The 22,141-nt window shown below is 46.2% G+C and carries 18 protein-coding genes; 10 read left to right on the top strand and 8 right to left on the bottom strand.

Translation table 11 applies throughout. From position 1 onward, the window contains the following. Positions 1–21: 21 nt before the first annotated feature. The 8 genes from SVI_RS13350 to SVI_RS13315 all read left to right on the top strand — a co-directional run bounded on the left by SVI_RS13350 (position 22) and on the right by SVI_RS13315 (position 9,602). Positions 22–666, top strand: a complete 645-nt coding sequence (locus SVI_RS13350) for an MBL fold metallo-hydrolase (protein ID WP_013052098.1) — start codon at positions 22–24, stop codon at positions 664–666. Positions 667–918: 252 nt separating this feature from the next. Beyond that, on the top strand, positions 919–1,938 hold the full coding sequence (locus SVI_RS13345) for an XdhC family protein (protein ID WP_041420363.1): 1,020 nt from the start codon (positions 919–921) through the stop codon (positions 1,936–1,938). A gap of 85 nt (positions 1,939–2,023) precedes the next feature. Continuing rightward, entirely contained in the window at positions 2,024–2,659 is a 636-nt protein-coding gene (locus tag SVI_RS13340) for a nucleotidyltransferase family protein (protein ID WP_013052096.1), read from the top strand. A gap of 114 nt (positions 2,660–2,773) precedes the next feature. Continuing rightward, positions 2,774–3,250 (top strand): (2Fe-2S)-binding protein, encoded by a 477-nt coding sequence (locus SVI_RS13335; RefSeq protein WP_049791101.1) that lies wholly within the window; start codon positions 2,774–2,776, stop codon positions 3,248–3,250. Then, a complete protein-coding gene (locus tag SVI_RS13330; protein WP_013052094.1) occupies positions 3,247–5,493 on the top strand; it encodes a xanthine dehydrogenase family protein molybdopterin-binding subunit in 2,247 nt (748 codons plus the stop codon). The genes SVI_RS13335 and SVI_RS13330 overlap by 4 nt, the downstream gene beginning before the upstream one ends. A gap of 106 nt (positions 5,494–5,599) precedes the next feature. Next, a complete protein-coding gene (locus SVI_RS13325) occupies positions 5,600–6,952 on the top strand; it encodes a GMC family oxidoreductase N-terminal domain-containing protein (RefSeq protein ID WP_013052093.1) in 1,353 nt (450 codons plus the stop codon). Positions 6,953–7,575: 623 nt separating this feature from the next. Then, positions 7,576–8,091: a DUF1097 domain-containing protein gene (locus SVI_RS13320; protein WP_013052091.1), complete on the top strand. Its 516-nt coding sequence runs from the start codon at positions 7,576–7,578 to the stop codon at positions 8,089–8,091. A gap of 62 nt (positions 8,092–8,153) precedes the next feature. Continuing rightward, entirely contained in the window at positions 8,154–9,602 is a 1,449-nt protein-coding gene (locus SVI_RS13315; protein WP_013052090.1) for a methyl-accepting chemotaxis protein, read from the top strand. 100 nt (positions 9,603–9,702) lie between these two features. On the opposite strand, the gene SVI_RS13310 is transcribed toward SVI_RS13315, so the two are convergent. Beyond that, entirely contained in the window at positions 9,703–11,721 is a 2,019-nt protein-coding gene (locus SVI_RS13310) for an NADPH-dependent 2,4-dienoyl-CoA reductase (protein WP_013052089.1), read from the bottom strand. 127 nt (positions 11,722–11,848) lie between these two features. On the opposite strand from SVI_RS13310, the gene SVI_RS13305 reads away from it, so the two are divergent. Further along, positions 11,849–12,922 (top strand): AraC family transcriptional regulator, encoded by a 1,074-nt coding sequence (locus SVI_RS13305; RefSeq protein ID WP_041419944.1) that lies wholly within the window; start codon positions 11,849–11,851, stop codon positions 12,920–12,922. A 6-nt stretch (positions 12,923–12,928) separates the two neighbouring features. Here SVI_RS13305 and SVI_RS13300 read toward each other — a convergent pair whose 3' ends face one another. Continuing rightward, positions 12,929–14,659, bottom strand: coding sequence for an AMP-binding protein (locus SVI_RS13300; RefSeq protein ID WP_013052087.1), 1,731 nt, complete (start codon positions 14,657–14,659; stop codon positions 12,929–12,931). 334 nt (positions 14,660–14,993) lie between these two features. Beyond that, positions 14,994–15,455, bottom strand: a complete 462-nt coding sequence (locus SVI_RS13295) for a DUF4920 domain-containing protein (protein ID WP_013052086.1) — start codon at positions 15,453–15,455, stop codon at positions 14,994–14,996. 179 nt (positions 15,456–15,634) lie between these two features. On the opposite strand from SVI_RS13295, the gene SVI_RS13290 reads away from it, so the two are divergent. Then, positions 15,635–17,821 carry a TonB-dependent receptor domain-containing protein gene (locus SVI_RS13290; RefSeq protein WP_172634438.1) on the top strand — a complete coding sequence of 729 codons (2,187 nt, stop codon included), beginning with the start codon at positions 15,635–15,637 and terminating at the stop codon, positions 17,819–17,821. A gap of 201 nt (positions 17,822–18,022) precedes the next feature. Here SVI_RS13290 and xthA read toward each other — a convergent pair whose 3' ends face one another. The 5 genes from xthA to SVI_RS13265 all read right to left on the bottom strand — a co-directional run bounded on the left by xthA (position 18,023) and on the right by SVI_RS13265 (position 22,004). Continuing rightward, positions 18,023–18,829: an exodeoxyribonuclease III gene (gene xthA, locus SVI_RS13285; protein ID WP_013052084.1), complete on the bottom strand. Its 807-nt coding sequence runs from the start codon at positions 18,827–18,829 to the stop codon at positions 18,023–18,025. 19 nt (positions 18,830–18,848) lie between these two features. Beyond that, entirely contained in the window at positions 18,849–19,148 is a 300-nt protein-coding gene (locus SVI_RS13280) for a YciI family protein (protein WP_013052083.1), read from the bottom strand. A gap of 72 nt (positions 19,149–19,220) precedes the next feature. Further along, positions 19,221–19,772 (bottom strand): septation protein A, encoded by a 552-nt coding sequence (locus SVI_RS13275; protein WP_013052082.1) that lies wholly within the window; start codon positions 19,770–19,772, stop codon positions 19,221–19,223. Positions 19,773–20,031: 259 nt separating this feature from the next. Next, positions 20,032–21,549 carry an ExeA family protein gene (locus SVI_RS20755; protein ID WP_013052081.1) on the bottom strand — a complete coding sequence of 506 codons (1,518 nt, stop codon included), beginning with the start codon at positions 21,547–21,549 and terminating at the stop codon, positions 20,032–20,034. 116 nt (positions 21,550–21,665) lie between these two features. After that, a complete protein-coding gene (locus SVI_RS13265; RefSeq protein ID WP_157608704.1) occupies positions 21,666–22,004 on the bottom strand; it encodes a hypothetical protein in 339 nt (112 codons plus the stop codon). Between the last annotated feature and the right edge of the window lie 137 nt (positions 22,005–22,141).

The raw sequence follows: 22,141 nt of genomic DNA, 5'->3' as shown, positions 1-22,141 counted from the left end.
AGTTAGCCTAGGCGGAAACCCATGAAGTACCAGATTATTCCAGTCACACCCTTTCAGCAAAATTGCAGCCTAATCTGGTGTGACGAAACCAAGGCGGCCGCCGTTGTGGATCCAGGCGGTGATATGGACCGAATCTTGGCTGAGGTCGATAAGCTTGGCGTTAAGCTGGAAAAGATATTATTGACTCATGGTCATATCGATCATGTAGGTGCTGCTAAGGAATTAGCTGATCATGCAGGTATTCCGATCATAGGTCCTCACAAGGCTGATAGTTTCTGGTTAGATAATTTACCAGAGCAGAGCAAGCATTTTGGCTTCGCACATAGTGAACCATTTGCACCGACGCAATATCTTGCAAGCGGTGATACCGTGACTTTAGGTTCCTTGACCTTAGAGGTACTGCATTGTCCGGGGCATACTCCTGGACACATAGTCTTCTTCTCTGCGACTAGCCGTACTGTCTGGGTGGGCGATGTGCTGTTTCATGGCTCAATCGGTCGCACCGACTTTCCTCAATCAAATCATCAAGACTTGATAGACTCAATTACCAAAAACCTTTGGCCTTTAGGCCGTGATGTGGAGTTTGTCCCAGGCCACGGTCCTATTTCGACCTTAGGTACCGAGAGAGACCAAAACCCTTTCGTGGCAGATCAGCTATTTAGCTAACTCATTTAACAGGCTTTGTTCTCAGTCGAATTGCCTGTAATGCAAGGCTATTAGTAAAGCATGCCTTGCTTCAGTTTTAGTTCAATCTCAATCAATAGCCCCTATATTTAGGGGCTATTTTTTATTCTTCCTTTAGTTTTAAGACTGAGATGTCTTTTTACTGAAATATTTTGAAATGTATTGGCTATTCACTCTGTTAAACATCTCTGTTAGCTTAGTTTTTTGTATCTATAACAATAGAGACACATGGATATGTCCTATCATATTGAAGATATTCTCTTCCATTGGCAGTCTGATCCTAGCGATGACTGGGTGCTCGCCATCATTACCCAAGTGCAAGGCTCCTCTTATCGAAAACCCGGTGCCATGATGCTATTTCACCCCTTGGGTCGAGCGATAGGTATCCTTAGTGGTGGTTGTTTAGAGAGCGACTTGAGACGTCATGCACAAATGGCGATACAGGAAAGAAAAGCCATACTGGTGCAATATGATGCTAGCGATGAAACCGATGCCAGTTATCATTTAGGTTGTGGTGGCGTCGTAGATCTCATGTTAGTGCCACTGAGCCGAGATAATCATTATCTACATTTTCATCAGCTTGCCGAGCAGTTACATAAAGGCGACCCCTTCTTTTATCAATTGACATTGCCAAGAAAAAATACAGATCAAATTAATGTCAGTGCTAAATTGATTTCCTATGCCGATGCAGTATTTCCAGTCGATGATTTCAAAGTAGCAGGCTTGCTACATACCGACATAATTGAACTGGTTGTGCCTATGCGGTCAAGATTTAGACTGGCTATTTTTGGCGGCGGACTCGATGCTCAGCCCATGGTATCTATGGCGCTCAATTTAGGTTGGCAGGTAGATGTTATTGATGAGCGAGCCAGCTATGGTAGAAATTATGATTTTCCAGGTGCCAAAATTGTTAAACATCCGATAGAAAATCTACCCGATAACTTCGTTAAAAACTTAGATGGCGTTATCATCATGCAGCACAATCTGGAGCTGGATGCCAAAGCATTAGTCTTTGCCTGTCAGGCCTCAGATAAAATCAAATATATAGCCTTATTAGGGCCTGTTCATCGGCGGGATAAGGTATTAGAAAAAGCTGGCTTGTTGTTAGCTGACTTTAGTTGTTCATTTGCCGCACCAGCGGGCATCGCCTTGGGCGGGGAGTTACCAGAATCAGTTGCCTTGAGTATCTTGTCCCAGTGTCATGGCGTATTTCATGAGGCCAAGCAGGTCTCTCTCGATAAGGTGATGTTGTGAAGGTTAAATAGACTATGACTCCTCCGTTAAAATTGATGTTATAAGGTGAAGCTATGAAGGTGAAGTTAAGAAGGCTAAACAGACTATGACTCCTCCATTAATAGTCTTGATGGCTGCTGGTCAGAGTCGGCGTTTCAATGGCGTTAAGCTTGCCCAGGCCATAGATGATATTGGTACTCCTCTGTTGTTAGACAGTTATCGCAAACTTAAAGGATTTAGCGACGAATTAGGTGCCGAACTTGTGGTCATCTTAGGTGCCCATGCAGATCTGTTGGCATCGGTATTACCGGATGATGCCAAACTTATTTATAACTCACAGTGGCAACAGGGAATGTCCAGTTCAGTTAAAGCCGCTGTCGATCACGCCCAAGAAGTGGGCGCCGAGTCTTTGATGATCTCACTTGCTGATCAGGTAGCCTTGCAGCCTGAGCATTTCCATTCCTTAATAAAGGCGAGATGTCAGCCTAATACTCGCGTTTGCGGCTTTTATCTTGGCTCCTTGTCGGTGCCGGCCATTTTTCATCGTGACGATTATCCTCAGTTACTCAAACTGAGCGGTGATCGCGGGGCTAAGCCGGTGTTAAATGACCTTTATAAAAGCGGCAATATCATAGTTATAGAGATGGAGAGTGCCTCTTTCGATATCGATACCCGAGATGAGTTGAAGGACTGGCTAGCTGCTTGTCCATCGAATAAAGCACTGACACAACAAGATTCCTAATCAATATTTTAATAAGAATAATCTAATAAGCATTTTAATAATAACTAGTTGCTAACTGGTTTACTAAGAGAGTATGCCCATCGTTAGATGTGATTGGCAAACAAGGAGTGTGCAATGTCTGATAACTACCTGACACTGAAAATTAATGGCAAGCTGTTCCAGCTGGACGCCGATCCTAAGATGCCAGTCTTGTGGGCCGTGCGTGACATGCTGGGCCTGACGGGTACCAAATATGGCTGTGGTGCTGGCCTTTGCGGTGCTTGTACCATACATGTAGACGGTAAGCCTGCCAGAGCCTGCTTAACCAGTTTGAGCCAAGTTCAAGGCAAAGAGCTGACAACAATAGAGGGCTTAGAGGCAAATAAACTCAAGCAAGCCTGGACCGAGCACAAGGTGCCCCAGTGTGGTTACTGTCAATCTGGGCAATTGATGTCGGCGGCGGCGCTGTTAAGCCAAAACAGCAAGCCAAATGATAGTGATATCGATGAAGCCATGGCGGGGAACATTTGTCGTTGTGGTACTTATAGCCGAATTAAATCAGCCATTAAATTAGCTTCCGGGCAGACAAAGTCTCAGGAGGTTATTGCATGAGTAAGTTCACTGCTACGCAGAATTTTAGCCGCCGTGATGTGCTTAAGCTTTTCGGTGCCACCGGAGGCGGCCTGGCATTGGGCGCCTCTGGTCTAGGTTGGAGCCCTATGGTGATGGCCCAGAGTCTAGAGTCACGCCTCAATTTATTTATTGCCATTGGCGAAGATAATAAGGTGTATCTGACCTGTCACCGTTCTGAAATGGGCCAAGGGATCCGTACCGGCATAGCTCAGGTACTGGCCGATGAATTAGGTGCCGACTGGGATAATGTGGTTGTGGTTCAGGGGCTGGCAGATAAGCGTTATGGCAGCCAAAATACCGATGGTTCCCGCAGTATACGTAAGGGCTTCGATAAGATGCGTGAGATGGGAGCCATGGCCAGAACCATGCTCGAACAAGCCGCCGCAGAGAAATGGCAGGTTGCGATAACGCAAGTATCGACGAGTAATAACCGAGTGACTCATGCTCTATCGGGCAAGAGTGCCAGCTTTGGTGAGCTTGCGCTAGCAGCATCTAGACTTGCGCTCCCCAATGCTGAGTCTTTAACCCTTAAATCTCCTAAAGACTACACCCATATAGGTGCGTCCCACGCTATCGTCGATATGCAGGATATGCTCACGGGTAAGGCACAATACGGTTATGACGTGCAGGTTGAGGGCATGCTGTGTGCGAGTATCACTCGCCCCCCGGTGTTTGGCAGCGAAGTGTTAACATTCGATGATAGCGCCGCGCGAAAAGTGGCTGGTGTTGTGGATGTTATTCAACTGTCGGCGACAAAAGGTGCGCCCATGTTTCATCCCTTAGGTGGGGTGGCGGTTATTGCCACTAATAGCTGGAGTGCACTCGAGGGCCGTAAAGCATTACAGATACAATGGACAGATTCTAAAAATGACAGCCATGACTCTCAAGTGTATCTTAATATGCTTAAAGAGCGGGTCAGTCAGCCTGGGAATTTGGTGCGCCAGCAAGGAGATGAAGTTACAGATTGGCCTGAAGATAGCACCATCAGCGCCCTGTATAGCGTGCCTTATCTTGCTCATGCACCAATGGAAGCGCCATCAGCCACGGCGAATGTAACTCAGGATGCTTGTGAAGTGTGGGCATCGACTCAGACTCCACAAAGCGTACAGCAGAACGTGGCCGCAGCTTTAGGGCTTAAAGAGGAGCAAGTAAAGGTGAATGTCACCTTGCTTGGCGGCGGTTTCGGACGTAAATCTAAGCCTGATTACTGCGTCGAGGCGGCCTTATTGTCTAAGAAAGCAGGTAAGCCCATCAAGGTGTGTTGGAGCCGTGAAGATGAGATCCAAAATGGTTATCTGCACGCCATCAGTGCCCAGTTTTATCAGGCAAAACTTGGCAAGGATAATATGCCTGAGGCGATACTCGCGCGCTCAGGTTTCCCAAGCATAGGCTCAACTTTTTCAGAGGGTGCAGATCATCCTGCGGGCTGGGAGCTGGACTTAGGTTTTGTCGATGTGCCGCTAGCGGTCAAGAGTCTCAGGTGTGAAGCCGTTAAGGCCGAGGCCCATACTCGCATAGGCTGGATGCGCTCAGTGTGCAACATTCAGCATGCTTTCGGCATAGGAAGTTTCGTCGATGAGTTAGCGGTGCAAGCCAAAAAGCCCTGCACTGTGATGTGGAAAGACTTGCTTGGAGATATACGCCAAGAGACCTTTGCTAATCAAGGGTTCAAATACGGTAACTATGGCGAGGACTTGGCCCGTCATCCTGTGGATATTGGCAGATACCGCGGCGTCATAGATGCGGTAGAGCAAGCCATGAAAAAAGCAGGCGCTGCGGCTAGTCATCAAGGCTGGGGCTTTGCGGTCCACAGAAGTTTCACCGCCTTTGTAGCAACGGCCTTGTTAGTGGAAGTATCCAAGGATAAGCAACTTAAAGTGCTAAAGGCGATATCTGCCATAGATGCTGGCACTGTGGTCAATCCTGACAGGGTTAAGTCTCAAACTGAAGGCGCGGTAATGTTTGGCTTGAGTCTGGCCATGATGGGGGAAATTGACTTTAAGGAAGGCAAGGTAGTGCAGTCAAACTTTCATGACTACCCCATGTTGAGAATGCCTCAATGTCCTGAAATCGAGATTATTATTATCGAGTCCGATGCGCCGCCAGCGGGTGTGGGCGAGCCAGGGGTTCCACCGGTCGCGCCTAGCCTAACCAACGCCATCTTCGCAGCCTCAGGAATGAGAATACGGGACTTACCCGTGAGCAAGCGGCTTAAGGTGTAACAACTCACTCTATTTATCGGACTTTGTTTATAAATAGCAATGCCAGTCAGTCTGACTGGCATTTTTTACTTTAGCTCGTATTATCAATAATTAACTGAATTAGAGGATGCACAACTTGGTTGATAGAGACAAGCTGCCAGATACAGCAAGAGTCGATGTCATCGTCGTCGGCACTGGACCGGGCGGTGCAAGTGTGGCTAAAAAACTCGCCGAATCCGGGCAATCTGTGGTGATGCTGGAATGGGGCGATGATGCGCCTCTGACTGGTCAATTGTCGCAGATGGTGAAGATTGCTGGAATTCCGGGAAAAGGGGCCTTGATGCATGCCGATATGTCACTGCTGATGCGAGGCATTACCGTTGGCGGCAGCTCGGCAATTAACTTCGCGACAGCCATGGCACCGCCGCTAGCCTTGTTTCAAAAATACGGCATAGACTTGACACAAGACTTAGCGGCCATGAGTAAAGCGCTGCCCATCAATACCTTGCCCGATCATCTTATTGGCCCGTTAGCCAGGCGGATTAGTCTGGGGGCGCAGTCTCTTGGGTATAATTGGCAGAAGCTGCAGAAGTTTGTCCATATAGATAAGTGCCGTGCATCTTGTCATCGCTGTACCTATGGTTGCCCCTTTAATGCTAAATGGACTGCCCGTGAATTTGTCGATTCGGCCATGAAGAGGGCGGCAACCTTAGTGACTAAGGCTAAGGTGACGCGGGTATTACACAGAGACGGTCGAGTCCTAGGCGTCGAATACCATCAAGCCGGTAGTGTGCATACTCTACTTGGGGACAAGGTCATTCTTGCGGCGGGTGGCGTGGGCTCACCTAGGATATTGCAAAACTCATGTTTAGCATCTGTGGGTGTAGACTCATTCGGTTTTGATCAGGCCGGTAAAGATTACTTTGTCGACCCTGTGATTGCTGTGATGGGAACTGTGAATGATTTGGAGTGTAATCCAGATCAGATAGGCGGCCAAGAGGTCCCCATGTCTGCCGGCATGCATTTGAGCCATGAAGGTATCACACTTGCGGATCTTACCCTGCCTAAGCCCCTGTATTTGGCGTTTGCGACGCAGGTGGGCCGCATAGACAGGCTTATGGCCCATGACAAGACGTTAACTATCATGGTGAAGGTCAAAGATGATCTGGGCGGGAAGATAGCGCAGAAATGGCTGAATAAATCACTGAGCTCAGATGATAAATTAAGACTGGCACATGGCACTGAGCTTGCCCGGAACATTCTCACCGAAGCGGGTGCGACCAAGATATTTAATAGCCATCACTTTGCCGCGCATCCTGGTGGCAGCGTCAAGATAGGTGAGCTGGTGGACGAAAACCTGGAGACGCGAGTCAAAGGTTTGTTTGTCTGTGATGCCGCCGTTATTCCCGAATCTTGGGGGCTACCGCCTAGCTACACGCTGCTGTGTTTAGGCCATAGGCTGGGTCGATATCTCTCGTAAAATCATAAAATCGTAAAATAATGAAACTAGAACTTAAAACTTCCAACTTAAAACTTCCAACTTCCAACTTCCAACTTCCAACTTACAACTTACAACTTAGAACCAGAAACTTAGAAACAGAACCTAGCCAGAATGACCTATTCATCTGTGGTGGCGTTAGTTATTCCCGAATCCTGGGGCTACCGCCTAGCTACACACTGCTGTGTTTAGGCCATAGGCTGGGTCGATATCTCTCGTAAAATCATAAAATCATAAAATCATAAAATCATAAAATCATAAAATCATAAAATAATGAAACCTGAATGGATCTCGAAGAGCCCTCAATCTGTCGGGCGATAGCTTAGGCATTTTTCACTATTGGGCATTCCTTAATGCAACTTGATTAAAATTTAGTCTTATTACTACAATCTTCATTTTCATTATCTGCAAAATCATGATGTGAAAATGACTTAAACATGATTTTATGTCTGTTTATTGCCGTATAAGCCCAATTAAGCAGCAGTTAATACTGACTTTACGTGTTAGATCCTATTTTTATTTTACAAAAGGGAGTAATTTATCCAACAAAATGGCCAATAAAAAATAATAATTGGCCTTATTCCTATGTAATGAGGGGTCAATACATGGAAAATCGTTGGCAAGTCGCCATTTCGGCGGGTCTACTTGCGGCTGTTTGGGCCGGCATCGCCGATACATTCAGTCTAGTCACTTGGATAGGCTTTCTAGCCTGTAGTACCTATTTCGCTCAACCAAAATCTGGTTTTCAAGGCGTGCTCATGAGTTGGGCAACTAACTTGTCGGGTGTATTTTGGGCCTGGATTGTCATTGCTGGAAGTGGATATCTTGAGTCGCCTCTTGTGGGGTATCTACTCACAGGTATTGTCACCGGGGCCATGTGCCTGCAGGCCAGTTATCATAAACTCGCCTTCATTCCCGGCGCCTTTATCGGTTGCTGTATTACCTTCGCCATGTCTGGTGATCTAGCCAATATACTGCCGGCATTAATACTGGGCGCACTGCTTGGTTATTCCATGACCTTACTAACTGGACAACTCGTTAGCCTACCTCAGAGATGGTGCGGGTTCACGGGTTCGTCAACTGCAACTAAAGCCACCGCTAAAACGACCACTAACGATTAAAATCGTTAGCTTGGCTTGTTTATTAAAGAGTGGCTCGCTGAACTAGGAACTAGGTAAAGAAGATGAAACAAATTGAATTTAGAACGATAGATGCCTTAATGATCAAGCTCAGCCTGAACGGTAAGTTTTGGCTGGTTTGTTCTATGGTGACACTGATCACTGCCAGTATTGCTTTGTTCAACTTGAACTATGCAAAAGAGCACACACACCAGAGCAGTCAAATCAGGGCGCAAGCTAAACTTGATGCCTTTGCGGCTGTAGCTAATTCCCAGGCCATTGAAGGTAATGACCTGAGACGATTTGCCACAGAGCAAGGTTTACAAGTGGTAAGCCGTGTGAACTCATCCCGTCAGAGGGACAGTGTTACTGTCACCTCAGCCGTTGGCAGTAAGTATCTGCAGCTCAATACCAATGTGGCTGTTTGGGAAGCTGAAGAGCTGAATCATGCTAACTTTATATTCTGGATTGCACTAGCGGGTTTACTGCCTCTGTTCCAGTTGAGCTATTGGATTTCAACTTCCTTAGGCGGTGGCTTATGGGATATGTATATCGCGATTAAACGTTTGGCCGATGGCGACCTCACTCAAAGGCTTAATTTTTTCGGTAAAGATGATTTCAGTATGATAGCGACCGAGATAGACCGTAACGCAGATCATATGAGTGAGATGGTCATAGCGATAGGCAATAATGCCGCGACTCTGGCTCAAGCCGCCGATGAATTTAATCAGCAAGCCACTCAGAGTGACAACTTGATTGGTTTCCAGCATCAGTTTTTAGATACTGTGGCCGTTGCCATGGATCAAATGACCGCCGCCATAGAAGAGGTATCACGTAACGCGGCTAATACCTCGGAGCAGACCAAGGCCAACTCTTATCAAGCAGAAGAGAGCAAACTGCGTATCACAGATGCGGTTAAACGTATCTCTGGCCTGGTGGCTAAGATTGGCGCAGCATCTGATTCGGTCTCTCAGTTGTCTCATAATGCTTCTGAAATTGGTGCCGTAGTCACCACAATTAACAGCATATCTGAGCAGACTAATCTGCTTGCTCTCAATGCAGCCATTGAGGCGGCTCGCGCCGGCGAGCAGGGTCGAGGTTTTGCCGTGGTTGCCGATGAGGTGAGAACCCTTGCTGGGCGAACTCAGCAGGCAACGGTGGAGATTCAGTCTATGATTGAAGGTTTGCAATCTGGTTCGACTAAATTGACTCGGGTGACAGAAGAGATAGTCGATCAGGCTGATCTAGGGCGAGTCGCTATCGTCTCCGTGGGAGAAGACGTGGACTCTATGGCTGCATCGACTAATGACGTGTTCGATATGAGCTCACAAATTGCCGCCTCAGCCGAGGAGCAGAGTGTCTCAGCACGTGATATAGCGATGCAACTCAATGATATACGTGATCAGTCAGAAACGATAAAGCAAACGGCGCAGCGTTCGCTGTCATTGGCTGCAGAACTGCATCGTTCATCTGCCGATTTAGATGGGATTTTGAAGCAATATAGAACCAGTTAATCTTATATTTTTAGACAAGGTGCTAGTTCCTAGGAACTAGCACCTGAATTCTCAAACACTCAAACACTCAAACACTCATACAAGCACTAAAGCCTGAAAATTAAAGTGCTGCAGCAACCTCAGTGCCTTGCTTAATGGCCCGTTTCGCGTCCAGCTCAGAAGCGATATCGGCGCCGCCAATCAGGGTGACCTTGACCTTGTTTGCCTCCAGCTTGGCTTGCAGCTCCCTATGTGAGTCTTGCCCGGCGCAGATGATGATGTTATCCACCTCGAGCACTTGCTCTTCACCATCGACAGAGATATGCAGTCCCTCATGGTCAATCTTGTGGTAATGCACGCCTTTGAGCATCTTAACGCCCTTGTTTTTCAGCACGGTTCTGTGGATCCAGCCGGTACTCTTACCTAGGCCTGCTCCTACTTTCGATGTTTTACGTTGCAGCAAAAAAATCTCTCGTGGCGAGGGCTCACATTGTGGCTCGATTAAGCCGCCTGGCGTCGAGCCGCTAAGATCCACTCCCCACTCTTTCATATAGGCGTCTTTATCTAAGCTGGTGGACGGTCCTTGATGGGAGAGGTATTCACCCACGTCGAATCCTATGCCGCCGGCGCCTATGATAGCCACGCGCTTGCCTACCGGTTTTTTATCTCTTAGCACGTCTAAGTAGTTCAATACTTTGTCGCTATTAATTCCTGGGATATCCAATTGGCGAGGCATGATCCCAGTTGCCAGTAACACCTCATTGAATCCAATTAAGTCCTCTTCGCAGGCTCTGGTATTGAGCCTGACATCGACGCCGGTAAGCTCGAGTTGTTTGTTAAAATACCTGATGGTTTCGCTGAACTCCTCTTTACCCGGTACCTGCATGGCGATATTGAACTGACCGCCAATCTTATCGGCGGCCTCGAACAGGGTGACCTTATGACCTCGTCTGGCTGCCGTTGTTGCCGCGGCGAGACCCGCAGGTCCGGCGCCAACGACGGCGATCTCTTTAACCTCAAGGGTGGGCTTTATTATCAGCTCGGTCTCATGGCAGGCCTGAGGGTTCACCAGACAAGACACGAGTTTCATCTGAAAAATATGGTCTAAACAGGCCTGATTACAGCCGATACAGGTATTGATCTCATCGGATTTCCCCGCTTGAGCCTTGACCATGAAATCAGGGTCAGCAAGCATAGGCCGGGCCATGGAGACGATATCGGCATTTCCCTGGGCGAGGATCTCTTCGGCCACTTCCGGGGTATTGATGCGGTTGGTGGTACAAAGTGGAATGCTGACCTCTTGTTTCATGCGTTTGGTCAGCTCGACAAAGGCGCCTCTGGGGACGCTGGTGGCTATGGTGGGAACGCGCGCTTCATGCCAGCCAACACCTGTGTTGATAATCGTCGCGCCCACTTTTTCGATACCCTTGGCCAGTTCGACAACCTCTTGCCAGGTGCTGCCACCTTCGACGAGGTCGAGCATGGAGAGCCTGAAGATAATGATAAAGGCTTCACCGACCGCTTCACGGGTTCTGCGAACTATCTCTAACGCCAGTCGGGTGCGATTTTCATAGCTGCCACCCCAACGATCGGTTCTGTGATTGGTGCGTTTACAGATGAATTGGTTGATGAAGTAACCTTCAGAACCCATGATTTCGACGCCATCATAACCGGCTTTCTGTGAGTTAAGGGCGCAGTTGACGAAGTCCTGGATTTGTTTCTCTATGCCAGCTTCATCTAGCTCTCTGGGCACAAATTGGTTGATTGGGGCCTGTAGCGGTGAGCAACTCACCAGCTTAGGGTGATAGGCGTAACGTCCGGTATGTAAGATTTGCAAACAGATCACGCCATCTTCTTTATGCACGGCCTGGGTGATTATCCTGTGCTGCTCGATATCTTCATCTGTGGCTATCATGGTGGCATTGGGCATGCCGCCGCCTTCGATATTGGGGGCGAAACCGCCGGTGACTATCATGCCTATGCCGCCAGCGGCCCGTGCGGCGTAGTAGGCTGCCATACGCTCGAAGCCGTTGGGGGCTTCCTCTAAGTTAGTGTGCATCGAGCCCATCAAGCTACGATTCTTAATGGTACGAAAACCTAAATCTAGTGGTGCCATTAAATGTGGATAGGAGTTGCTCATCTCTGTTCCTTTTTATTATTTATTCTTGGTTAAAGATAGAGCGAATGATAGGATTGGCCAATGACTAAAGATTACAAATTGATGACTATTGTTTGCATAATGACAGATAGTCAAGATGGTGCTTATTATGAAACTAGGTGACATTTCAGTTTCTTATATCGAGATCATGCTCAAGGCGATGGCGCATCTTGGGGTAGAGGTCGATGAAATATTGGATAAATATTCTATCGATTCAACCTCTTTATCGTCCCCAGATGCCAGGGTGAGTATTCCTAAATTTATGCGGCTGGGTCATGATTGTATTCAAGCCTGTGGTTTACCTTGGTTTGGGCTAGTCATGGGAGAGGTCACTAGAGCGACTAATCTGGGTATTGCTGGCTTATTGGCGTTTAGCGCCCAAGATCTCAAACAAGCCTGTGAGCAGATAGCTAGCTTTGAGCTACTCAATAAATATAACTCCAGAGGCCAGTCGCAATTCTTTGTCAGTCAGGCGTTTGGTATGGAGCAGGATAAGTACCTGGCCTTGAGTCGAGAGTACGGCGTAGAGCAAGGCCAAGGGGTGTTGATGTTTTATTCCATCAAGCCCTATAACGATTACAATTATTTCGTGGTCGACTCCGTCTTGTCTGGTTGGTGTCAGGTAATCCAAGCTCTCATTGGCAGGGAGGATGGGATTGAGAAGGTCTGCTTCGAGTTTCCAGCTCCGGTTTATGCAGAAAAATACCATGAGCTGTTTAATTGCCCTGTGCTGTTTGAACAAGCGAGTAACTATATCGTCATCAAAGCCGAAGCATTAGCCTGGTCTTGTATCAATCGAAGTGCGCCAACCTTTGAGTTACTCAGAAGAGGCGCAGATGAAGAGCTGGAAAAAGTGCGCTTGGGGTTGAGTTTTCATGAGAAAGTCAGCCGAGCAATTGGCCCTTTGCTGGATGGAAGTACACCGACACTGGAACAAGTCTCACAGCAGCTGAATATGGCTCCCTGGACCGTGAGGCGCAAACTTGTGGAGGAGGGGGGCAGTTTTCAACAAACCTTGAATGATACCCGCCGTACTCTAGCCATAAGCTATGTACAGGATACGGCGTTAACCTTAGGTGAAATTGCTTACCTGTTAGGGTTTGGCTCGCCGACGGCTTTTCAGCGAGCCTTTAAACGTTGGACGGGCGAAGCGCCGGGGCGCTTCAGAACGATACAGAAATAAAAGCTGCTAAGCGCTGCGTTTTCTCGCTTCCTCTGTTGCACTGTTGTCATCTTTTAGCTTACGCCTAAGAATTTTTCCCACGGGCGACATGGGCAGTTCACTCCTGAATTCAAATTGACGCGGGATCTTGTAGCCGGTGAGCTTGTTCTTGCAAAAAGTCCTGATATCTTCTCCTGTCAGGGAGGCATTATCTTGTATGACAACATAGAGCTTAACTGCCTCACCGGTTTTAGCATCTTCAACACCGATAGCGGCGCAGTTAACCACATCCGGGTGAGTCGCTACCACGCCTTCAATTTCGTTGGGAAAGACGTTAAAGCCAGAGACTATGATCATGTCCTTGACCCGGTCGACTATGCTAACGAAACCATCTGCATCGATAATGGCGATATCACCGGTGAGCAGCCATTGCCCATCTTGGGTGAAAGACTCTCGGGTGGCCTTGGGACGATTCCAGTAGCCTTTCATCACCTGAGGGCCCTTGACACAGAGCTCGCCGCGCTCGCCAATGGGTACTTCTTCACCTAGGACATTTATACACTTGAGCGCCGTGTGCTGCATCGCCTGACCTACGGTGCCTAATCGCTCTAAGCCGTTAATCGGGTTCATGCAGACGGCGGGTGAACATTCGGTCAGGCCATAAGCCTCTGAGATACCAACACCTGTGAGCGCTTTCCAGCGCTTGGCGGTATCGTCCATCAGCGCTGTGCCGCCAGATAGAGTGAATTTCAGCTCACTAAAGTCGAGTAGCTTGAAACTCGGGCTCTCCATCAGGGAAACGAATAGGGTGTTCAGCCCCATCAGGCCGTTTATCTTAAAAGGTTTCATCGCCTTGATAAAGGTCTCGGTATCTCTGGGATTGGCGATAAGTATGCTGTGCTGGCCCAATCTGAAAAATGCCATCAGGTGCACGGTAAACGAGTAGATGTGGTACAGGGGCAAAGGGGCGACCATGATGGCCTGGCCATCTCCCAGCAGAGGTTTGCCGTGTTCATCATGCTGATGTGTCACCACGCCAGCTTGGAGCATATTGGCGATAATATTGGTGTTGGTGAGCTCGGCGCTCTTAGCGACACCTGTGGTGCCGCCTGTGTACTGCAGAACTATGGTGTCGTCTGGCTTATCGAGGTGGGCCGGGGTGAAGCCCTTGCCTAGATGTTGTTTCAGGACTTTCCTGAATGATACCGCCTGGGGCAGATGGTAATTGGGCACCATCTTCTTGATATGTTTGACGGTGGAGTTGATTAACACGCGTTTCATCCTAGGTAGCATATCGGCGAGGCTGGTGGTGATGATCAATTCGAGACTGGTCTCTTTCTGAATGTTCTCAACCGACTTGGCAAAAATATCCATGCACAGGAGGGCTTTGGCGCCTGAATCATTAAATTGATGAATCATCTCAGGTTCGGTATACAAGGGATTAGTATTGACGATACGCAGCCCCGCCCGTAATGCACCAAATACGGCGACTGGGTATTGCAGGGTATTGAGCATCTGGATGGCGATTGCATCACCGGGGACCAGTGAGGTTTGATTTTGCAGGTAATGGGCGAATGCGGCACTGTAATGGTTAATCTCTTGATAACTGAGAGTGTGCCCCAAACTGGTAAATGCCGGTTTATCTGCGTACTTGATAAAGGCCTCTTCGATGGCGTCAATAGCCGATCCATATTGTGCTAAGTCGATGGAATCTGAGATCCCAGGGGCGCGTTTACCATTCCAAAACGATGCTTCCATACTTGCCTCAATGCTTGTTCGCGTTCCTGTCTTCTAGTGAGACTAGTTAACACTTCGCGTATTTTAGTTTTTATTAGGGATTATTTAGCCGCTGCCTCTCGACTATTACTTACTTTTTAGAGAATGATAAGTGAACGATAATGACTAAAGATGACAAATTAGTATCCTAAGGAGACGCTAAGTTGTTCATGTGATGCCATTCTAGCTAGGTGATATGATCTTTGCCGATCTAAAATAGAGGGGCTGAGGTGTTGGCTAACACACATAGGTATGCCTAGCAGGGGTATTCAGCAACCCCTTCAGTTAGCCATATTTTGAATTCATATCCATATGATTAATCAAGAATTTTAACTCCACTAGGCACTAATTGATAAAGGGTTAACGCCTCAGTCACAGAGTTTGGCTCAAAATCTTCATGTTTACGTTCGGCCTGCATGGCCAAATAATGTTTGGTCTGTGATAAGTCTAAATGAATAGGATTTAGCTGTCCCTTGGCTATTGCCTGACGGCCCTTAGTGCTAACAGGAAAAACCATGTCTCCATCACGTACTTTTATGCGTAACTTTTCAAATTTGGAATCAGAAGCGAGTTCCATCCAGCAGCCCTTTTTCTCACATACACCGATAATAGTCCCACCTATGGTCACAGGTTCATTTAAATAATCTTCAGGTTGGGCCAGAATTGTTGAAATCTCAACTAAGTTAGAATCATCGACTCGATCACCAAACTCTTGCACTTTAGCCTGGACACATATACTCATTAATGCCGCCGCAAGTAACCCATAAAAATACTTCATAACATTCTCCTATTTGCATTCGATTAATATTAATTACACCAAATGCTAACACAGGCTTGTTAAATTAAAAGAGCTACAGCGAGTAACAATTGTAAATGTAATGATAATCATTTGCATCTAGTTTGTCCTGAGAGTAAATTGCAGGTGTTTTTCAAGTAGTTGAATCAATAAGGATGTTTATGAAAAAGCTCACTGGTTTTTGTCTGCTCTTAGGCATAGTTCCCTGCAGTCATGCTAAAACGCTTGATATTGGTGAAGAAAAAACACACGACCCTGACACTGAAGTCATCGTCATAATTGGTACTAAGCTCGACATGCAACAACAGACTCTTGAAGTGCCTAGATCTATGACTGTTATCACAGATAAACATATTCAAGATACACAAGCTCAAGAGTTAACAGACGTTATCAAACAGACGCCTAGTATTAGCATATCCAATAATGACCGGCCATTAGTCGGTGAGATAATGATCCGTGGCTTTGGTAATGAAAGAGTTAATTTAATTGTGGATGGTGTCAATTATCAACAATATAGCGACGGCAGTAGCACAAGTACTTATGTCAGCCCGTTAGATTTAGATCCCAGTATCGTCAAAGCGGTAGAGATCACTCGGGGGGCTGATGGCGTTACACAAGGGAGTGGCGCCATAGGTGGTCAAATACGAGTCGTCACTAAAGGTGGTTGGGATTATGGCGGCGCTGGCTCCGGAGTATTGCTCCGTGGAGGATATGCCGATGCAAATAACGCCCGACACTATGGACTGACAGCCTTTTATGCAAATAAAGACGTAGCTCTCGCATTACATGCAAATAAACGTAGCTTTGGTGATATCGATATCAATCTGAGAGACGAAGATGGTTCGGTTCGCGGTCAAACAGCAAGCATAAAAAATGATGGTGAGAGTGACGATTTTCGTATTAAGGCCAGTTTTGAGTCTGACTACGGCCTTTTTGATAGCAATACTTTCTATACTGAGTCTAAGGTAGCGGATCTGCCATTTCGTAACCAATCTCGCTGGAATGAGCAGCCAATTAGTGAACAAGAAACAGCGAGAAGGTTCAGTCAAACATTTAGCTATAACTATGATCCAAGTTCTGATTTCATCAACTTAAATAGCCGTGTTTACTATCAAGAATATAATAAGGATCGCTTACAAACTGGCGATATTATCTTCCCTTCAAAAACTTATAATTTTGATAATACAGAAAAATTCACAGATCAAACTTATGGCTTAGTCGTTGAAAATCGCATCATTAAAGATTGGGATGAAATGACTTCAGACTCAGTGATTTTTACGAGCTGGGAGCAGCAAAAATTTGAAGATGAAAATAAGGATAATCTCGAACAAATAACGTCGCAATTATATGGCAAGAGTCGAGGAGATACTTTTGCTGCGGGTGTGCTAAACAACAGTCATTGGCAGAGTTGGCTGAGTACTGAAACAGGTGTCCGCTATGATTATTATCGCCGTAGCTCAGATAATTACAGTGAGTATGGTAATAATCAAGATGGCCAATGGTCACTTAATGCTGGTATCACTTTAAGGCCCATGGACTGGCTACGTTTATATGCGCGCTACAATCAAGGCTTTCGTGGCCCCAATATTCGTGAACTCTATAAGGCAGATAATTGGGCTTGTCATCGTCCCATTAAAAACTGTTATCGAGAACCACAACCCGATTTGAAAGCCGAGCGAAGTGAAAATCTAGAGGCTGGTGTTGGATTCATCTTTGAGGATACTCTTTGGGCTGACAAGTTTGTGTTTAAGCTTAACTGGTTTGATACCCAGGTACAGGACTTTATCGATGGTGCTCCATTCATGTATCGGTTAGTAGGTAATGAAAAAGTATTTGCTAGCCCAGAAGAAGCGACTCACAGGGATTATTCCAGTAAAAACATCAGTAAACTATATTCAGAAGGGCTTGAGGTTGAGCTTAGTTATCAAATTGCGGACTTCGATTTATTTGCCAATTACAGCCGCGTGAGAATGGATGTAGAAGGGGTGCCTGACTATTACCTGGGGACAATTGTCGATGAACGTGAACCTTATGATAGGGCTCCACAAGATAAGATTAATCTAGGCTTTAGTTGGCAAATGTTTGATGAATTGCGTGTATCGGGTGTATCAAGCTATTCGATGGACATGAGCAGATTACCAGAATGGCAACTAGAAAGAGAGATGAATGCTGAAGGGTATCAATTGCACAACTTATACCTTACGTATCAGCCGAGTTATATTGATGATTTAGATATTCGTTTTGGTGTCGAGAACTTAACTGATGAAACTTATTCGGTGTGGCCTGATGACGAAGGATCGAGTCTTCCTGGGAGAAATTATAAGGCGTCTATGAATTATCAATTTTGACCAGTGGCTAGTTCCAAAGACATGTTAATTCGTCTAACAGTTTCGGAATGGTACTAAAGGCGAATATGTGTTGAATGAAGTTTGAATTTAACTATTCTACTTGGGAAATGAATCCACTCAGATAAAGGTTTATCGCAGTGATTTACACTGTAACCAACCTTTATCTGCTTCTTATGTGGTTTTAGTAGAGTAGGGGAAGCACTACTTAAACGAGCTCCAGATCGGCGCATGATCCGATGGTTTCTCTATCGCGCGTAGATCGTAATCCACATCGGATTCCACCAGACGTTCATTGAGTGACTTAGTCGCAAGTACTACATCGATGCGCAGGCCGCGATTATCCACAAACCCCTTGCTGCGGTAATCGAACCAGGAATAACGCTCGGTGCGCTCGGGATGCAGCTCGCGGAAAGTATCCACTAACCCCCAATCCATCAGAGTCTTCAGCCATTCACGTTCTTCGGGCTGGAAGCTACACTTACCCGTTCTTAGCCAACGTTTAGCGTTTGGTTCGCCTATGCCTATATCGAGATCCATAGGTGAGATGTTGATGTCACCGATAATCGCGATATCTTCATCTGGCGTGTGGTTCTCGTTCAGGTAGGTCATCAGATCTTTATAGAACTGACGCTTGGCCGGGTACTTAGTCTCGTGGCTGATGTTGTCGCCCTGAGGGAAGTAGCCATTGAGTACAGTTAACGGACGGCCATTTTCTTGGGTAAAGGTTGCCATGATCATGCGGCGCTGAGCATCTTCGCTGTCCGTTGGGAAGCCTTTTTGTACCTTGATAGGCTCAAGCTTAGATAGCATGGCAACGCCGTAATGGGCCTTGCCGCCGTGATAGTGCACCTTGTAACCCATGGCTTCGACATCGGCAGCCGGAAACACTTCATCGTGTGCCTTGGTTTCTTGCAGGCCTATGATATCAGGCTGGTGGGCGTCGATTAACGCCTGGAGCTGATGCAGTCTGGCGCGAATACCATTGATATTAAAAGAGACTATTTTCATAAACTTTTACTTCCTTGAATTACGGCAGTACGCGCTTAAATGGCTTAACGATCACCTTGTCATATACGCCAGCGGCAATATAAGGATCCACATCGGCCCAGGCTTGAGCGTCTTCTAACGATGGGAAATCGGCAACTACCAGTGAGCCGGTAAAGCCAGCTTCTCCCGGGTTTTCGTTGTCGATAGCAGGGTGAGGACCAGCAACCAGCAGACGACCTTCATCGGCCAATTGTTGTAGGCGTGCCAGATGCTCTGGGCGAGCGGCAAGGCGTTTCTCTAAACTGTTTTCTACATCTTGTGATGAGATCATATACCACATGATTTTAGTTCCTTTTATTAGGTTAGCTAAGCGTCCATGACTGATGTCCAGAGACTCATTATCCTAGCCAGATTACTTCTTAGTGAACTCTTTCTTATGCTCTTCAGGCATGTTCTTAAACAGGTAAACTACAGTCACTACCGTATTAAGTAAGGTGAGTGCGGTTAAGCCGAATACTTTGAAATTGACCCAGGTTTCCTGAGGCAAACTGAAGGCTACATAAATATTGACCAGACTACAGGCGATGAAGAAGATGACCCAATACCAGGTGACATGGGCCCAAATTCTGTCTTCGACGACTAATTCTTTGCCCAGCATGTTCTTCAGGATTGGCTTGTTGATGAACTGGCTGACTGCGAGAGCGATAGCAAATAGTGCATAAACTACAGTTACTTTCCACTTGATGAAGGTGTCATCATGAAACACTAAGGTGAGAGTACCGAAGAAGGTGACCATCACGAAGGTGACCAGATGCATCTTCTCTATTTTCTTGTAGAGCGCGTAGGTAACGATTAATTGCAGGGCGGTTGCTGCAATCAAGGCACCACTGGCCGCATAGATATCGAAGAATTTATAGACGGCGAAGAAGATGACTAAGGGAAGAAAATCTAACAGTTGTTTCATAGGAATATTATCAAAATAGCGGTTCAAAAAAGTGAGCCTGAGTGTAACACGAGCGACGGGTTAAACAAGAAGCATTAGTGGCTTGGCAGAGCTGGAATGAAGCCTAGCTGATGTATGCGAAACAAGGATGATGTCATTAATTTTTACTTCATCAACGCTGACTCTAATATCTCGAATCGGTTCTCATCTGTCCCAAGAATGGCAGTGGCTAACAAGCCTCTGTCCTGAACATAGCTAATCTGATGTTAAAAAAGAGATATTAGCGAGTCGCTGTCAGTAAAGGGCGCCAGCTCTTTGGCAAGGGCTTTACCCAAGAATCGAGTTGGCAGCGAGTCTTGAGTTTTTGCTTAATCTCTCTTGCATCTGCAAGATTCAAGTTAAGCGAGGTGATGTAGAAGGTATCGCCATGTTGACGGGTTATGAGTTCATGGTATTCGCAGCTATATTCTTGGGGATTTCCTGGTGGCAGATAACCTGCGTATACCTGCACCACATACCAATTTTGCTGCTGCACATTCGTTTTTGGGTCGATAGATGAGACTGAATTTATGTCCGGATTCTCTACGAATTTAGCCGTGATATAGATGAGGGCAGGAGTCACTGCTTGGGTTAAATCAGTTGATTCTATTGGTTCAACATCTTCAATCAATTCAGAATGGCCGTCGTTATTTGGCTCCTCTGGTAAATTTACTAATGGGGTTTGGGCCCTTGTTGCGCTATATATCGGCTTTGCTTGGTACTGTGGGCGTATCCCTTCAAGGACCTGGGTGGATGTTGTAGCCTTAGTAGTATGAGCGAATGCTGTTGCTTTTGCTTTTGCTGTTGCTGTAAGTCTAGGGACTGAGGCTTGAGCGGCTAATGATTCGGGAGCTAATTGAGTGTCCGGCGCTTTCAATACTTGATAACTTATTATGCCTATAAGCATCAGGGAAGTGATGATAGCAACTAGGGGGATTTTCACTGACCTAGTTGGCTCGATACCCAAGACATCGGCTATGGCAATCTGAGTTATTCTGGCATCTATGCTGTTCTGGGATTGCCCATAAGCTGTCATCAAGGCTCGCTCAGAAAGGCGATTAATCAGCTTTGGATTCCCTGCACTGTATTTAGCGATAATCTTGACTGCAGATTGCTGAAATAAGGGTTCATGTAAGCCGCAGAGTCTTAGCCTGTGCGCTATGTACTCAGAAGTTTCCTGCTTGGTGAGCGGCCCTAGGTGGTATCTGACCGTGATTCTTTGAGCGACTTGTCTCAGGGCTTGTTGGTTTATGTGCTGCTTTAGCTCGGGTCGGCCAACTAATATTATTTGCAGCAGTTTCTGGGTATCGGTTTCTAAGTTGGTTAATAGCCTCAGTTGCTCCAGCAAGTTATTACTCAGATGCTGGGCATTATCGATCACTAAAACAGTATTGTGTCCCTTGTCATGGTTAGCCTGTAAAAAATCACTCAAACAATCGATTAAGTGTTTTAAATTGGCTTGATGAAATTCAATGGCTAGTGCAGTGCATAAATCGGCCAATAGCTCAACTTCACTAAAGGCTGGGTTATGCATCACGGCAACATCAGTATTTTCAGGTAGGTGCGCGATTAAAGACGTTAATAATGTGGTTTTTCCGCTGCCTTCATCGCCGGTGAGTAGTATAAAACCACCAGTCTCTCTCACCCCATAGCTAAGATGTGCTAGTGCCTCTGTGTGACTCTTACTGAGATAGGGGCTACTGAGCATAAGCTCTGGTGAAAATGGATTGTCATTGAGTCGATAAAACGCATTAAACATAAGTGCAATCAATGCCTTTGAATGAGTTTACAGCATAAGAGGCGGTTGCGAATTAAGCAAGTAGGATAAAGTATAGATTTAATCATCAGATAACAGCCAAGAGGCTTGAGTCTGAACTACTCAAACAAAAATCGTTTGAGGTCAGTTATTTTATCTCTCTTAATATTATTACAGCAAAATAGGCGATAAAGCTGCCAATCAAAAATGAAAACATAAGAGATGATGTTTGTTTTTACTGGATGCCATAACCCAACATAATGCCGAAATAAGCTAACTTTCGAACCATACTTAAATACAGGATATTTGTCGGTGATATCTTTTGTTATACGAACTTGCCCAAGCCATCCTGTGAGGTAGAAGGTGTCGCCACTGCTGTCTTCTCTTGTAGCGTACTTTGTATGTTCAAAGCCACTCCTCTGTTGATATTGCTCAAGCTTATCTATTATTTTTTCCATTGTTAACATCTTGTCATGACTCATTGCATCTAGCTGAAATGCTACTGCAAACTGTATTATTCTCTAATAAGTCTCTCGTTTTTCAGGCTCAATTAATAGTGAAAGATTATAACGTTAACTATTAGTGTTGTTGGTGT

The organism is Shewanella violacea DSS12, from assembly GCF_000091325.1.
Lineage (GTDB): Bacteria > Pseudomonadota > Gammaproteobacteria > Enterobacterales > Shewanellaceae > Shewanella > Shewanella violacea.
This window is presented reverse-complemented; position numbering and strand designations above follow the sequence as displayed.